Here is a 15,340-nt window from a genome sequence, read left to right as displayed (position 1 = left end):
GGGCTCGTCCCGCGATGGCGACCTGCCTGACACACCGTCATCGCGGGACAAGCCCGCTCCCACAGGGGAGGGGGCCAGCCCGGAAGTGGGGGTCAGAGATCAGCCAGGGTCGATACCAGGATCGCCTTGATCGTGTGCATGCGGTTCTCCGCCTGCTCGAAGGCGATGCAGGCTGGTGACTCGAACACGTCATCGGTCACTTCGATGCCGTTGGCCAGGTGCGGGTATTTTTCGGCGATCTGCTTGCCGACCTTGGTCTCGGAGTTGTGGAACGCCGGCAGGCAGTGCATGAACTTGCTGCGCGGGTTACCGGTGGCTTTCATCAGTTCCTTGTTCACCTGATACGGCAGCAGTTGTTCGATGCGCTCGCCCCAGGCATCGACAGGCTCGCCCATCGATACCCAGACGTCGGTATGGACGAAATCGACGCCCTTGACCGCCGCCTTCGGGTCTTCGGTGAGGGTGATGCGCGCGCCGCTTTCCTCGGCGTACTGCTTGCAGCGCTGCACCAGGTCGTCATGCGGCCACAGCGCCTTGGGCGCGGCGATGCGCACGTCCATGCCGAGCTTGGCACCGATCAGCAGCAGCGAGTTGCCCATGTTGTTGCGCGCATCGCCCAGGTAGGCATAGCTGATGTCGTGCAATGGCTTGTCGCTGTGTTCGCGCATGGTCAGCACGTCGGCGATCATCTGGGTCGGGTGGTATTCGTCGGTCAGGCCGTTGAACACCGGTACGCCGGCGAACTTGGCCAGTTCTTCGACGATCTCCTGCTTGAAGCCGCGGTACTCGATGGCGTCGTACATGCGCCCGAGCACGCGGGCGGTGTCCTTCATGCTCTCCTTGTGGCCGATCTGCGAGGAGTTAGGGTCGATGTAGGTGACGTTGGCGCCCTGGTCGTAGGCGGCGACTTCGAAGGCGCAGCGGGTGCGGGTCGAGGTCTTCTCGAAGATCAGGGCGATGTTGTTGCCCTTCAGGTGCTGCTGCTCGGTGCCGGTGTACTTGGCGCGCTTGAGATCGCGGGAGAGGTCCAGCAGGTAGCGCAGCTCACGGGTGGTGTGGTGCTCGAGGCTGAGCAGGTTGCGGTTGTGGATGTTGAACGCCATGACAGTGTCTCCTTGAATGCGGTGAGTGCCCGGCCCACGCCTCGTAAGCGCGGGCCGGATCGAGGGCGTTAGTAGTCGATAGGGTCGCGTACGATCGGGCAGGTCATGCAGTGGCCGCCGCCACGACCACGGCCCAGTTCACCGGCGCTGATGGTGATGACCTCGATCCCGGCCTTGCGCAGCAATGTGTTGGTGTAGGTGTTGCGGTCGTAGCCGATGACCACGCCAGGCTCCAGGGCCACCACGTTGTTGCCGTCATCCCACTGTTCGCGTTCGGCGGCGAAGCTGTTGCCGCCAGTCTCGACCACGCGCAGCTTGACCCCGAGCTGCTCGCCGACCACCTCGATGAACGACTTGTTCTCACGGCGCACATCCATGCCGTAGGGCTTGCTTTCGTCGGGGCGGATGATGAACGGCACGATCTCGCGCACCACTTCCGGGAAGACCGTGACCAGGTCGCGGTCGCAGAAGCTGAACACGGTGTCCAGGTGCATCGCGGCACGCGACTTGGGCAGGCCGGCGACGATGACTTTTTCCACTGCGCCCTTGGCGAACAGGTTCTGTGCCAGTTGGCCGATGGCCTGGCGCGAGGTGCGCTCGCCCATGCCGATGAGCACGATGCCCTTGCCGATCGGCATGACATCGCCGCCTTCGAGAGTGGCGCTGCCGTGTTCCTTGTCAGGGTCGCCATACCAGATCTGGAAGTCGGCGCCGGTGAATTCCTTGTGGAACTTGTACACGGCGGTGGTCAACAGGGTTTCCTGGCGTCGCGCCGGCCAGTACATCGGGTTCAGCGTGACGCCGCCGTAGATCCAGCAGGTGGTGTCGCGGGTGAACTGGGTGTTGGGCAGGGGCGGCAGGATGAAGCTGGAGTGGCCGAGGTAGTCGTTGTACATCTTCACCACATCGGCGCCTTCGCTCTGTGGCAGGTCCTGGCCGGCCACGCCGCCGATCAGGAACTCGGCCAGGTGGCGCGGATCGAGGCCTTCGAGCCAGCTGCGCACTTCATTGGTCAGGCCAACGCCAACGGTATTGGGGGTGATCTTGCGATCGAGGATCCAGGCCAGGGCCTCCTTGTTCTGCACGATGTCGGTCAGCAGGTTGTGCATTTCCAGCACATCGACGCCGCGTTCGCGCATCTTGGTGACGAAGTCGAAGTGGTCGCGTTTGGCCTGGTCGACCCAGATCACGTCGTCGAACAGCAGTTCATCGCAGTTGCTGGGGGTCAGTCGCTTGTGCGCCAGTCCCGGGGCGCAGACCATCACCTTGCGTAGCTTGCCGGCTTCGGAATGCACGCCGTATTTCTGTTTATCCGTGGACATGATGATTCCTCCAATCATACGAAGACGTGGTCAAAGGGTCAGGAAGCCGTCGTATAACCCGTAGGCCGCCACCAGGGCGCCGACGATCACAGCGGCGAAGATCAGTTTTTCCACGTTGGTGAAAATCGGTTGGCCGACCTCGCGCTTGGCCTTGGCGAACAGGATCGCGCCAGGGGCGTAGAGCAGGGCCGACAGCAGCAGGTATTTCACGCCTCCGGCGTACAGCAGCCAGATCGCGTACAGCAGGGCGATACCGCCGATGATCAGGTCCTTCTTGCGTTCGGCGAGGGCCTGTTCGTAGGTTTCGCTACGCACCGCCAGCAGTACCGCGTAGGCCGCCGACCACAGGTAGGGCACCAGGATCATCGAGGTGGCGAGGTAGATCAGCGACAGGTAGGTGCTGTTGGAGAACAGGGTGATGACCAGGAAGATCTGCACCATGGCGTTGGTCAGCCACAGGGCGTTGGCCGGCACCTGGTTGGCGTTCTCGCGGCGCAGGAACTCGGGCATGGTGTGGTCCTTGGCGGCGGCGAACATGATCTCCGCGCACAGCAGCACCCACGACAGCAGTGCCCCCAGCAGCGAGATGATCAGGCCGACGCTGATCAGCACCGCGCCCCAGTGACCGACCACATGCTCCAGCACCGCGGCCATCGACGGGTTCTGCAGCTTGGCCAGCTCCGGCTGGGTCATCACGCCCATCGACAGCACGTTGACCAGCACCAGGAACAGCAGCACGGTGATGAAACCGATGACCGTTGCCTTGCCCACGTCGGAGCGTTTTGCCGCCCGCGAGGAGAAGATGCTTGCGCCCTCGATGCCGATGAACACCCATACGGTGACCAGCATCATGTTGCGCACCTGGTCCATCACGCTGCCGAGGTCGGGCGAGCCCAGGCCCCAGATGTCGGCGGTGAACACGTCGAGCTTGAAGGCGAACAGGCAGATCAGTGCGAACAGCGCCAGCGGCACGACTTTGGCCACGGTGGTGACCAGGTTGATGAACGCCGCCTCCTTGATGCCGCGCAGGACCAGGAAGTGCACGCCCCACAGCAGCAGTGATGCGCCGATCACTGCTGCCGGGGTGTTGCCTTCACCGAAGACCGGGAAGAAGTACCCCAGGGTGCTGAACAGCAGGACGAAGTAGCCGACGTTGCCCAGCCAGGCACTGATCCAGTAGCCCCAGGCCGACGAAAAGCCCATGTAGTCGCCAAAGCCGGCCTTGGCGTAGGCGTACACGCCACCATCCAGATCAGGTTTGCGATTGGCCAGGGTCTGGAACACGAAGGCCAGGGTGAGCATGCCGACGGCCGTGATGGCCCAGCCGATCAGCACGGCACCTACGCCCGCGCTGGCGGCCATGTTTTGCGGCAGGGAGAAGATCCCCCCACCAATCATCGACCCCACGACAAGTGCAACTAATGCGCCGAGTTTAAGTTTTCCGGGAGAATCAGACATTTAACAACTCCATGCCAGGAGAAAGTTGACGACAGAATAAATCCGGCGCTGTAGTCATTCGCTGATGTGGATCAGTTCATGGCGCAACAGCGTGAGAGAAATTCTTTCTCGGGTCTCCTGGAGAGTGCCGACCGCTTTGCTGCAAGCCTTGTGCGCTGGCACCTCCATGTACTTCTAGAGCAAACGCTCTGTTTGGCTTGCGAACTCTCAAGCTAGTCGCTTTCACCGGTTTCGCAAATTTTTCACGGGCCTTTCGACAGGGTGTCGCGAATTTGCGAGTTGCTTGACAATGTGCACATTGGCCGCCGTCGTCATATAGACAAATGCGTTATGAGTGCTATAGCTTTAATGGCTTTGATTAATAAATAAGCTGTAACATTTATATGTAATGGCCGTTATGTTTCATACAGGCGACAGGCGTGAGGGAGCAGCAGATGGGCGAACCGGGACATAAGCTTCGCCTGGGGGCGCTGATCGCCTTGGTGGTCGGTTCGATGATCGGCGGCGGGATCTTTTCATTGCCGCAGAACATGGCCGCCCGTGCCGACGTTGGCGCGGTCCTGATCGGCTGGGCCATCACGGCCGTCGGCATGCTGGCGCTGGCCTTCGTGTTCCAGACCCTGGCCAACCGCAAGCCTGACCTGGACTCGGGCGTCTACGCCTATGCCAAAGCCGGCTTTGGCGACTACATGGGCTTCTCGTCGGCCTGGGGTTACTGGATCAGTGCCTGGCTGGGGAATGTCGGCTACTTCGTCCTGTTGTTCAGTACCCTGGGTTTCTACTTTCCCGTGTTCGGTGAAGGCAACACGCCGATAGCCATCGGCTGCGCTTCGCTGTTGCTGTGGGCGGTGCATTTTTTGGTGCTGCGCGGCATCAAGGAGGCGACCTTCATCAACCAGGTCACTACGGTGGCCAAGGTCGTGCCACTGCTGATCTTCATCGTCATCGCGGCCTTCGCCTTCCGCGCGGATATCTTCACCCGCGATATCTGGGGGCTGGGCAATCCGAAGTTCGGCAGCGTGCTGGAGCAGGTGCGCAACATGATGCTGGTGACGGTGTTCGTGTTCATCGGCATCGAGGGCGCCAGTGTCTACTCCGGGCGTGCGCTGCACCGATCGGATGTCGGCAAGGCCACGGTGATCGGCTTTCTCGGGGTGCTGGCGCTGCTGGTGCTGGTCAACGTGCTGTCGCTGGGGGTGATGACCCGGCCTGAACTGGCCGGGTTGCAGAACCCGTCGCTGGCCTCGGTGCTGGAGCATATCGTCGGGCCCTGGGGGGCGATGCTGATCAGTATCGGGTTGGCGGTGTCGCTGCTTGGGGCGCTGCTGTCATGGGCGTTGCTGTGTGCCGAGATCCTCTTCGCCACCGCTCGCGACCAGACCATGCCGCGTTTTCTGGCCAGGGAAAATGCCAATCATGTGCCGGCCAATGCCTTGTGGCTGACCAACAGCATGATCCAGGGCTTTCTGCTGATCACCCTGTTTTCGGCCGGCACCTATACCAGCCTGATCTACCTGGCGTCGTCGATGATCCTGGTGCCGTACTTCTGGTCAGCGGCCTACGCCGTGCTGCTGGCCTGGCGGGGCGAGAGTTATGCCGGGCAGGCGGGGCTGCGGCGCAAGGATCTGGCGGTGGCGTTGCTGGCGCTGGTCTATGCGTTGTGGTTGCTGTATGCCGGGGGCCTCAAGTACCTGCTGCTTTCGGCGCTGTTGTATGCGCCGGGGGTGATCCTGTTTGCCCGGGCCAGGCATGAACAGGGGCAGGTGGTGTTCAGCCGCTGGGAGAAGCTGATATTCGCGGCGGTGCTGGTGGGGGCGGCGGTGGCGGCTTACGCGCTGTACTCGGGGGCGCTGAGTTTGTAAGTGGGCGGAGGTCGTAACCGTCACCAACGCGCTTGAGCCGAGCCCAGCTCGCATGCCCCGCGTCCCCAGTGCATATGGGCAGGCCCAACCTTCAACGGCCCCCTGATCCTTTGCGCAGTCCCCCAAGGTGTCCGTTCCAGATGCGGGTCGAGATCCTCGGGCGTTTCTGCTGCCAGGGGCAAGTCATCCCCCATCGTTCCATGCTCCACCAACAGCTTGGCGGTACGTGCCAGGGACAGCCGTGCCCGGTAACCGGCCCTTCCAGCCAGGCGCTGCTCTAGCCCACGGATCGCTTCGGCCGCCATCAGGTACCCGGTTGCATGGTCGAGCGCCTGCACCGGCAAAGGCACGGGTTTTTCCGTTTGTTTCCAGCGCATGCCTTCGCGGGCGATGCCGCTGCTCATCTGCACCAGGCTGTCGAAGCCGCGACGTTCCTGCCAGGGGCCGCTCCAGCCGTAGGCGTTGAGGCTGACGTCGATCAGCCCGGGGTTGAGCTGACGCCTGCGCTGTGCGCCGAAACCCAGATGTTCCAGTGCATCGGCGCGATAGCCATGCAGGAGGATGTCGGCCTCACCCAGCAACCGCTCGAACACCTTGCGGTCAGGCGTCGCGCGCAAGTCCAGGCGTGCACAGCGCTTGCCCAGGGTGACTTCGGCGACCACCGCCGGTTCGTCCCAGCCGGGTGGGTCGATGCGCAGCACGTCGGCGCCGAAGCCTGCCAGCAGACGGCTGGCTGTAGGGCCGGCGAGAATGCGGGTGAGGTCGAGCACCTTGATGCCGGCCAGCGGACGTGTTTCACAGCCTTGCCAGGCCAATGGCGCTGCCGCGTCGAAATGCTCGCGCAACACCAGTGGCTCCATGTTCACTGCCCGCCCCTGCGGGTGCTCGCACCATTCGGCCCAACTGCGCATCTTCGCCGCACAGCCTCCGGCTTCGACCACGGCGCTTTCCAGCGCCTCGCCGTCCCAACGCCGGACCTGCTCGGCGACCGCCTGGCGATCGGCCGGGGTGCCCAGCACGCCGAGTGCGGCCTGGCGATGATGGGGAGCGTTGGTGTGCAGGCGAATCCAGCCATCGCGGGTGGGGTAGTCGCCGGCGACGGCATCCCACAGAGGCGGTGTCTGCCAGCCCTGGGGGCGCAGGCTGGTGGCAAACCAGAACGAGGCCAGGCGCCGATCGATGCTGACCAGCGGGCAGTGGTCGGTCTGGCGCTGCAGCAGGCTGGCCAGTGCCAGACCGGCGGCGGCCATGCTCGCGGCGGCCAGGTCGGTGACGGCGAAGGTCGAGGGCAGCCCGCCGACGCCGTGCCAGCGCAGGGCGGCATGGTCGAGTTTCAGTTCACGGGCGATGGTGTCGAGCAACTGGGGCATGCAGGATCCTCCTGAGTGGATCCCATTGCAGTACATCCCGCGCAAGGATGCAAATGCTCAGCGTTGCAGTTGGGCGGGCAGTGGTGCGGTGGGTTGTTCGGGGCGCGACCAGATCCACAGGTTGCCCAGGGTCATCCCGGCGATGGCAAGAAACACTGGCCAGTGGTGTTCGAGAACGGTGAGCATCAACCCTGCGCACAGCAGCATGCTGATGGTCGCGCTGACCTTGGCGCGGCGCTGGATCACCTTGCCGTTGCGCCAGTTCCACAGGATCGGCCCGAACAGACGGTGGTTTTCCAGCCAGGCGGACAGGCGCGGCGAACTGCGGGTCGCGGCCCAGGCGGCCAGGAGGATGAACTCGGTGGTGGGCAAGCCAGGAATGACGATGGCGACCAGACCTATCCCGAGGCTGACATAAGCCAGGATCGCATACAGCAGGCGGGACAGTCGGGAGCGGGCAAGTCGGGTCATGGTCTCACTGCAAAGCGGTCCGGCCACCCGAATGGTGGCCGGCAGGTGCGTCTCAGGCCAGCGCGGCATCCGTGGCGTAGGCGTGCTTGAGCAGCTCGGTGAAGCGCTCGAAGGCAGCGACTGCGCCACGCTCGGCGGCGGCGTCCTCTTCGGCCGACAACTCCAGGCTGTCGAGGATGCGGGTGAACTGTTTCCAGCCCTCTGCACGGCCGCCGGCCGGCTCGCCCAGGTGACGGGCGCCGAAGCTGTCGGACAGCTCCAGGGCCACGGCACGCTTGATCAGGAACGCTGCGCCCAGTTTGGAGCCTTCGGAGACGAAGATCCAGCCCAGGGCTTCGCCCAGGCTTGGTTTGACCAGAGCGCCGGCAACCGGGGCGGGTACTTCGGTGTTCAGGTCGGCCAGGTCCAGGCGCGCCTGTTCGGCCCGGCAACGTTCGGCCAGGTCAGGGACGATGGCGATCAGTGCAGGGTCGGTGTACAGCGCCTGCAGCTCGGACTGGAACAGGTACTGGGCGACGACGAAGCGGGCGAAGCTCTCGCGGCTGTCGAACGGCGCGTGCGACTTGACCAGAGCGTCCAGCTCGGTGTGCGGTGCGTGGGTGACCTGGTTCAGGCGTTGCGAGCGCAGGGCGGCGCGCTCGGAGGTGTGGCTGGTCATGGGTGCATCCTTGGGAAATGGGGCTGTCTAGGTACAAGACGAAAGAGAAGACGCAGGACAGTAAAAAAACCTCACCTGGGAGTGGGAGGCATTTGTGTTCGGGCGGGGGAGAGGGATGCCCCTTGCGGGAGCGGCACAGGGCCACTCCCGCAGGGATGCTGGCCTGGATCAGATGTCCCAGATCACATTGATGGCAAAGTTGCGTCCCGGCATGGTCAGGCGGTCGAGGTTGGCCGGCTGGGTCACTGCCGCCTCGCCAAGGCCGTCGTAGCCGCGCACGTCATCCCACTGCCAGTACTTCTTGTCGGTGAGGTTGTAGAGACCTGCGTTGACGGTCACGTCTTCAGTCACCTTGTAGAAGCCGGTCAGGTCCAGCACGCCGTAGCCTGGGGTGCGGAACTGCTTGCTGGCGCCGTCGGGGGCGAAGAAGGTGGAGTCGTCGACACGGTTCTTGCGCTTGACCAGTGTCCAGCTGAGCAGGCCGCCGTAGTTCTGCTGTTCGTAGCCCAGGCCCATCACGGCGGTCAGTGGGTTGACGCTGTTCAGCGGCTGGCCATTGTCGTCGTTGCGGCCATGGGCGTAGGCCAGGGAGCCCTGGGTGTAGAGGCCTTGCGGCGCGCCGAAGTGATCGAGGTTCAGGCGACCCTTGAACTCGGCACCCTTGATGGTCGCGTGCTTGATGTTGTTGGCCTGGAAGGTCGAGCCCAGGTTGGCCGACTGCACGGCGTCTTCGTTGATGAAGTCGCGGTACTTGTTGTAGAACACCGCCACGTCGAAGTTGCCGGCGTCGAAGTTGCCGCGCAGGCCGGTCTCGTAGCTCTTGCTCTTCTCGGGTTCCAGGTTCGGGTTGGGTTCGACGCGATAGCCCAGGGTCGGGTTGTCGAAGCGCCCGTACATGGCCTTGGCGGTTGGGGTGCGGAAGCCTTCTGCGTACTGGCCATACCAGGTGTAGTTGTCGTTGAAGGCGTAGGTGATGCCGAATTTGGGTGAGACGCGGTGCCACTTCTTGTCCGAATCGTCGACGCTGGACGGTGCCGCGCCGGTGCCCTGGATGCCCCGCAGGAATTCGGCGGTCATCTTCGGTTCCATGCGGGTGTAGTCGTAACGCGCACCCGGCAGGAAGGTCCAGTTGTTCCAGCGGATCTCGTCCTGGGCGAACAGGCTGTAGGTGTTGATGGTCGGGTCCGGGAAGTCGCTGACCAGCGCCTGGCTATCACTCGCGCTGTTCTGGCCGATGGCGCGGCAGGTGCCGCCGATGTTCAGGCAAGTGCCGGTACCGCTGCGCGAGCCGGTGACCTTCTCGTGCTTGATTGTGGTGCCATAGGTGAGCAGGTGGTCGGTCTCGCCGATGCTGAAGGCTTTGTCCAACTGACCATCGAACACCCACTGGCGGTCCTTGTAGGTGGTCTGGCGGTCGCGGAACACCTGGCGACCGGAGGCGAAGTAGAGCTCGTCGGTACGTTGGTCGGTCTTGGCGATCTGGTAATTCAGGCTCCACTTGACGTGGTCCGCGACCAGGCTGTCGAGGCCGAACTCGTGGTTGATGCCGAAGCGCTCGCGGGTGACGGTGTCATTGCCCTGGCGCATGCGATAGGAGTTCATGGCGCCGAAGCCAGGGATGAACGGGCCGCCCACTGCGCTGAGGATGTTCTGGTCGCGGTCGTCCTTGTAGTGTTCGTAGGTGAAGCCCAGGCGCGCGTCGTCAGCGTAGTTCCAGCCCAGCTTGGCCAGCACGTTGGTGGTGCGCACGTCTTCCGGGTTGGCTTCGGTGCGGGCAAGGCCGGTGCCGCCGTGGCCACCGTAGGATTCGGTCTCGTGGCCGTTGCGCTGGCTCAGGTGCAGCAGACCGTCGAAGTCGCCCTGGCGGCCAGCGACGGTGGCGGAGGTCAGCCAGCTTTCGTCGGCCGAGCTGTAGCCGGTCTTCAGGCGCGCGCCGACGTCCTGGCCGGGCTTGATGATGTCGTCCGGATCGAGGGTGTAGTAGCTGACCGCGCCGCCGATGGCGTTGCTGCCGTACAGCACCGAGGCCGGACCACGCAGGATCTCGACGCGCTTGACGATCTCGGGGTCGACGTAATTGCGCTGGGTCTGGGCGTAGGGGCCGTAGAAGAAGCTGTCGGGGATCGACACGCCATCGACCTGGGTGAGGATCCGCTCACCGTCGATGCCGCGGATGTTGTAGCCGTTCAGGCCGCTGCGCTGGCCGACACCGCCCACCGAGACGCCGGGCTCGTAGCGCACCAGTTGCTTGATGTCGTTGACGTTCTGGCGGTCCAGTTGCCCGCGGGTCTGCACGCTGACCGTGCTCGGCACCTGGCTTACGTCCTGGGCGCTGCGGGTAGCGCTGACGGTCAACTGTTGCAGGGCGATGGCGTTGCCTGCGGTCTGGCGCTCGAGCACGACGTTGCCGTTGCCGATCTTGCGAAAGCCCAGGCCGGTGCCGTGCAGCAGTTTCTGCAGTGCCGCTTCCGGTGCCAGTGCCCCTTGCACGCCCGGCGAAGCCACGCCCTCGGCCAGCTCGGCGGAGAAGCCGACCTGCCAGCCAGTGACTTCGCTGAACGCATTGATTGCCGAGACCAGTGGCTGCTGGGCAATGGCGAAACGGTAGTCGCCCATGCGTGGGCTGGCGGCCTGGGCAGGCTCTGCGGCCAGCGCGGGCAGGCTGCAGGCGCCACTGGCCAGCAGTGCCAGGGTCAGCAGGGACAGTTGCCCCATGCGTCGGGAAGAGGGGGAAGGGCGGGTTGGACCTGAGGACATCGGAAGCGCTCCCTGTCGCGCGAACTGTTATAGGTGAGTGCAGTTCTTGTTTTCGAACAAGAATCAGTTGCATTGGCTATAACGAGACGGACGTGGTGTGGGAGTCGCGTAAAAATAATTTAGTGGGGGCGGCGGTTCGACGCCCCCACAGGCATCACTCAGTTGAGAATCACCACCGCCGGATATTCGTGCAACTGCGCCGAGGTGATATGGGCCAGGGCGCGCAGGGTCTCCAGGGGCTGGTCCAGGCGGTAGTTGCCGGTAACGGCCACCTGTTCCAGGTGGTCGTTGCGGTTGATGATCCAGCCCGGGTAGTAGCGGCGCAGTTCATCGAGTACCTGGCTCAACGGGCAGTTCTCGAACACCAGGCGGCCATCGATCCAGGCCAGTTCCTTGTGCAGGTCGGCGCGCTGGCGTTGACCGAAGCCATCAGGCCCGACGCTGATGCTGTCACCGGCGCTCAAGCGGATGCGCTGGTCGCTGGCGGCCTGCAGGTCGACGTCGCCGCGCTGCACGCGCACCTGCGCCTGGCCATCGAGGTAGCGTACGGCGAAGTTGGTGTCGCGTACCTGGGCGCGCAAGGGGCCGGCCTGGACTTCAAGCGGCGGCTGGTTGCCGCCGGGCACTTCGAAATAGGCTTCGCCCTGCAACAGCCGCGCAACCTGGCGCCCGTCGCGCAGGTCACTGGCAAAGGCCGAGTTGGTGTTGAGCAGCACCTTGGCGCCATCGTCCAGTTGCAGCCGCTGGCGTTCGCCGACCACCGTCAGGTGATCGGCCTGCAGGCGCACTGGCAGGTTGCCGAAGGTGAACAGCCCGACCACCAGCATGGCCGCCGTGGTCAGCGGTTTCCAGTGGCTGCGCAGGCGCCCGCGCAGCGAAGTGCGGCGCTGCTGGTGCAGATCGCTCGCCAGGTGGCGCAGGCTGACGCCGTTCCACAACGCTTCGACTTCGACATAGGCTTCGGCGTTCTGCTCGGCGGCGCCCAGCCAGGCTTCGAAGTCCTGGGTGTCCTGCTCGGTGGGGCATTGCAGGCGGATCAGCCAGTCCTGCGCTTCGTCCATGGCGCGGGCGCGGGCGTCTGGCTCGGCGGGCGATGGGCGAGGGGCGGGGTTGCTCACGGGGGATCCTTGCATGGCGTTTTTTGCAGATGATCGGCGCTGTGCGCAGGCATGGCAAGAGCCAGCACCTGCCCAGGTGGCGAGCGGTCGCTTACTTGAGGCGGTCGGCCACACCCATGCAGATCGCCATGATCAGCTTCAGTTCCTTCTGCACGGTGCTGGCCGAGACCTGCAACTGCTCGGCGATTTCCAGGTAGCTGGCACCGTGCAGGCGGCTGAGAATGAAGATGCGCTGCTGGCGTGCCGTGAGCTGGCCGAGGCTGACGCTCAGGCGCTTGAGCAGTTGCTCGGCATGCACCGCATCCTCGCTGTTGCCCAGCGGCGCGGCGACATTGTGCAGCACCTGCTCGGGCACATCGTCGACCAGAGTGCGCGACTGCACGCGGCGCGCGCGCAAGTGGTCGAGGGCAAGGTTGCGGGCGGTCTGGAACACGAAGGGTTCGAGGTGTTCGATAGGGCGCTCACCCAGCGCGCGGGTAACCCGCAGGTAGGTTTCCTGCAGCAGGTCCTCCGCCGTGCTGGGGTTGCCGACCATGCGCTGCAAGGTGCGCAGCAGGGTGAGGCGCTGGGTGAGGAAGACTGAGTTGAACCGGGACTGACTCACGGGGAAACCTGGCCGATGAGGGGTGAATGATAATGCTTATCATCCATGCGCCAGGTCAAGCGGAGAAATGTCATGAAGGGGTAAAGGTGGGGCCGCCAGGCAGCCCCAAGGCCTTTCACTGCGCCCTGAACAACGCCAGGCAGTTGTCGAGCATGCGGTTGGAGAAGCCCCATTCGTTGTCGTACCAGGCCAGCACCTTGAGCATGCGGCCGTTGGCGCGGGTGTGGTTGGCGTCGAAGATCGACGACAACGGGTTGTGGTTGAAGTCGCACGACACCAGCGGCAGGCTGTTGTAGCCGAGCACGCGCGAATGGCGGCTGGCTTCGAGGAACAAGCGGTTGACCTCGTCGGCGCTGGCTTCGCGCTTGAGGTTGACGGTCAGGTCGACCAACGACACGTTGATCACCGGCACCCGCACCGCCATGCCGGTGAGCTTGCCGGCCAGTTCTGGCAGCACCAGGCCCACGGCCTCGGCGGCGCCGGTCTTGCTCGGGATCATCGATTGGGTGGCCGAGCGGGCCCGGTAGGGGTCGCTGTGGTAGACGTCGGTCAGTACCTGGTCGTTGGTGTAGGCATGGATGGTGGTCATCAAGCCCTGCTCGATGCCGAACTCGCGGTGCAGCACCTGGGCAATCGGCGCCAGGCAGTTGGTGGTGCACGAGGCGTTGGAGATGATCTGGTGCGAGGCGCGCAGCACATCATGGTTGACGCCATACACCACGGTAGCATCGGCGCCCTTGGCCGGTGCCGAGATGATCACCTTGCCGGCGCCGGCGGTGATGTGGGCCGCCGCCTTGGCGCGGTCGGTGAACAGCCCGGTGCATTCGAACACCACATCGATGGCTTCGGCTTTCCAGGGCAGTTCGGCGGGGTTGCGGATGGCGCTGACCGCGATGCGATCGCCGTTGACCGTCAGGCTCTCATGATCGGCCTCCACGGTGGCATCGAAGGTGCCATGTACGCTGTCGTACTTGAGCAGGTGGGCGTTCATCGCGCTGTCGCCCAGGTCGTTGATGGCGACGACCTGCAGGTCCTGGCGGTAGCCTTGGGTATAGAGTGCGCGCAGGACGTTGCGTCCGATGCGGCCGAATCCATTGATCGCGATGCGAAGGGTCATTGGCATTACCTCTGGCAGTCTGGGTGAAGCCTATGGCACAAAATGGGCAGAAGCTTCACTGAAACGGTTTTGTTATTGGAATTACAAGATTATTCACTCCAAGATAGAAAACAAGCATTTTTAGTGGCAATATTTTGGTAAACCTACAACGAGTGATCGAGCCTTCCACGCCAACGACCTTTCCGGCCCCTGCCTTGAGCCTAGGTCGCAACCGTTTGGAGTGGAAATGCCGGTTCAGGTCGCCCTTACACATAGCCTGGAGTCCAGTACATGCATCCGCGCATCCTTGAGGTCACCGCAAGGCTGACCGAACGCAGCCGTGCCACCCGTGAACGCTACCTTGAGCTCATTCGCGGCGCGGCCAGCGACGGCCCGATGCGTGCCAGCCTGCAGTGCGCCAACTTCGCCCACGGTGTGGCCGGTTGTGGCAGCCAGGACAAGCACAGCCTGCGGATGATGAACGCCGCCAACGTGGCCATCGTCTCTGCGTACAACGACATGCTCTCGGCGCACCAGCCGTACCAGCACTTCCCCGAACAGATCAAACAGGCGCTGCGCGAGATCGGCTCGGTCGGCCAGTTCGCCGGTGGCGTACCGGCCATGTGCGATGGCGTGACCCAGGGTGAGCCAGGCATGGAGCTGGCGATCGCCAGCCGCGAAGTGATCGCCATGTCCACCGCCATCGCCCTGTCACACAACATGTTCGATGCCGCGCTGATGCTGGGCATCTGCGACAAGATCGTGCCTGGCCTGATGATGGGTGCGTTGCGCTTCGGCCACCTGCCGACCATCTTCGTTCCTGGCGGGCCGATGCCTTCGGGTATCTCCAACAAGGAAAAGGCCGACGTGCGCCAGCGCTACGCCGAAGGCAAGGCCAGCCGCGAGGAGTTGCTGGAGTCGGAGATGAAGTCTTACCACAGCCCTGGCACCTGCACCTTCTATGGGACGGCCAACACCAACCAGCTGGTGATGGAGGTCATGGGCCTGCACCTGCCGGGGGCCTCGTTCGTCAACCCCTACACCCCGTTGCGCGATGCGCTGACCGCCGAGGCGGCCCAGCAGGTCACGCGCATGACCAAGGCCAGTGGCAGCTTCATGCCCCTGGGCGAGATCGTCGACGAGAAGGCGCTGGTCAACTCCATCGTCGCCCTGCACGCCACCGGCGGTTCGACCAACCACACCCTGCATATCCCGGCGATTGCCCAGGCTGCCGGGATCCAGCTGACCTGGCAGGACATGGCCGACCTCTCCGAGGTGGTGCCGACGCTGTCTCACGTCTACCCCAACGGCAAGGCCGACATCAACCACTTCCAGGCCGCAGGCGGCATGAGCTTCCTGATCCGCGAACTGCTCGACGCCGGGCTGCTGCACGAGGACGTCAATACCGTGGGCGGACACGGTCTGTGTCGCTACACCCAAGAACCGTTCCTTGACGGAGGCAAGCCGGTTTTGTGCGAAGGGCAGCAGCACAACCTGGACGAAAGCACCCTTCGTCCGGTC

12 protein-coding genes are annotated in these 15,340 nt (G+C 63.9%); 2 read left to right on the top strand and 10 right to left on the bottom strand.

Features of this window, described 5'->3' with window-relative positions:
• Positions 1-92 precede the first annotated feature (92 nt).
• From ACPZMI_RS10775 to arcD (ACPZMI_RS10765), 3 genes are all read right to left on the bottom strand, one after another.
• Positions 93-1,103, bottom strand: coding sequence for an ornithine carbamoyltransferase (locus ACPZMI_RS10775; protein WP_054895515.1), 1,011 nt, complete (start codon positions 1,101-1,103; stop codon positions 93-95).
• A 68-nt stretch (positions 1,104-1,171) separates the two neighbouring features.
• Positions 1,172-2,425: an arginine deiminase gene (arcA, locus tag ACPZMI_RS10770; RefSeq protein ID WP_186667925.1), complete on the bottom strand. Its 1,254-nt coding sequence runs from the start codon at positions 2,423-2,425 to the stop codon at positions 1,172-1,174.
• 30 nt (positions 2,426-2,455) lie between these two features.
• Positions 2,456-3,883, bottom strand: coding sequence for an arginine-ornithine antiporter (gene arcD, locus ACPZMI_RS10765; protein ID WP_186667927.1), 1,428 nt, complete (start codon positions 3,881-3,883; stop codon positions 2,456-2,458).
• Positions 3,884-4,317: 434 nt separating this feature from the next.
• Between arcD (ACPZMI_RS10765) and arcD (ACPZMI_RS10760) the strand changes: the two genes are divergently transcribed.
• On the top strand, positions 4,318-5,745 hold the full coding sequence (gene arcD, locus ACPZMI_RS10760) for an arginine-ornithine antiporter (protein ID WP_186667929.1): 1,428 nt from the start codon (positions 4,318-4,320) through the stop codon (positions 5,743-5,745).
• A gap of 20 nt (positions 5,746-5,765) precedes the next feature.
• Here arcD (ACPZMI_RS10760) and ACPZMI_RS10755 read toward each other — a convergent pair whose 3' ends face one another.
• The 7 genes from ACPZMI_RS10755 to gap all read right to left on the bottom strand — a co-directional run bounded on the left by ACPZMI_RS10755 (position 5,766) and on the right by gap (position 13,840).
• Positions 5,766-7,115 (bottom strand): CoA transferase, encoded by a 1,350-nt coding sequence (locus ACPZMI_RS10755; protein ID WP_426352203.1) that lies wholly within the window; start codon positions 7,113-7,115, stop codon positions 5,766-5,768.
• A 57-nt stretch (positions 7,116-7,172) separates the two neighbouring features.
• Positions 7,173-7,586, bottom strand: coding sequence for a YbaN family protein (locus tag ACPZMI_RS10750; RefSeq protein WP_186667933.1), 414 nt, complete (start codon positions 7,584-7,586; stop codon positions 7,173-7,175).
• 52 nt (positions 7,587-7,638) lie between these two features.
• Complete coding sequence (locus tag ACPZMI_RS10745) at positions 7,639-8,244, bottom strand: biliverdin-producing heme oxygenase (RefSeq protein WP_186667935.1); 606 nt, start codon at positions 8,242-8,244, stop codon at positions 7,639-7,641.
• Positions 8,245-8,412: 168 nt separating this feature from the next.
• On the bottom strand, positions 8,413-11,001 hold the full coding sequence (locus ACPZMI_RS10740; RefSeq protein WP_426352202.1) for a TonB-dependent receptor: 2,589 nt from the start codon (positions 10,999-11,001) through the stop codon (positions 8,413-8,415).
• Positions 11,002-11,159: 158 nt separating this feature from the next.
• The gene (locus tag ACPZMI_RS10735) at positions 11,160-12,062 is read right to left on the bottom strand and encodes a FecR family protein (protein WP_426352204.1); all 903 of its coding nucleotides are present in this window, start codon (positions 12,060-12,062) and stop codon (positions 11,160-11,162) included.
• A gap of 148 nt (positions 12,063-12,210) precedes the next feature.
• A complete protein-coding gene (locus tag ACPZMI_RS10730) occupies positions 12,211-12,723 on the bottom strand; it encodes an RNA polymerase sigma factor (protein ID WP_054895146.1) in 513 nt (170 codons plus the stop codon).
• Between the two features lie 115 nt (positions 12,724-12,838).
• On the bottom strand, positions 12,839-13,840 hold the full coding sequence (gap, locus tag ACPZMI_RS10725; protein WP_186721717.1) for a type I glyceraldehyde-3-phosphate dehydrogenase: 1,002 nt from the start codon (positions 13,838-13,840) through the stop codon (positions 12,839-12,841).
• A 270-nt stretch (positions 13,841-14,110) separates the two neighbouring features.
• On the opposite strand from gap, the gene ACPZMI_RS10720 reads away from it, so the two are divergent.
• Positions 14,111-15,340, top strand: a 1,230-nt coding sequence (locus tag ACPZMI_RS10720) for a dihydroxy-acid dehydratase domain-containing protein (RefSeq protein WP_426352201.1), incomplete at its 3' end; no start/stop codon positions are given.

Source organism: Pseudomonas wayambapalatensis (genome assembly GCF_049942315.1).
Taxonomy (GTDB): Bacteria; Pseudomonadota; Gammaproteobacteria; order Pseudomonadales; family Pseudomonadaceae; genus Aquipseudomonas; species Aquipseudomonas wayambapalatensis.
The sequence above is the reverse complement of the archived record's forward strand: the minus strand, read 5'-3'. Positions and strand labels throughout refer to the sequence as shown.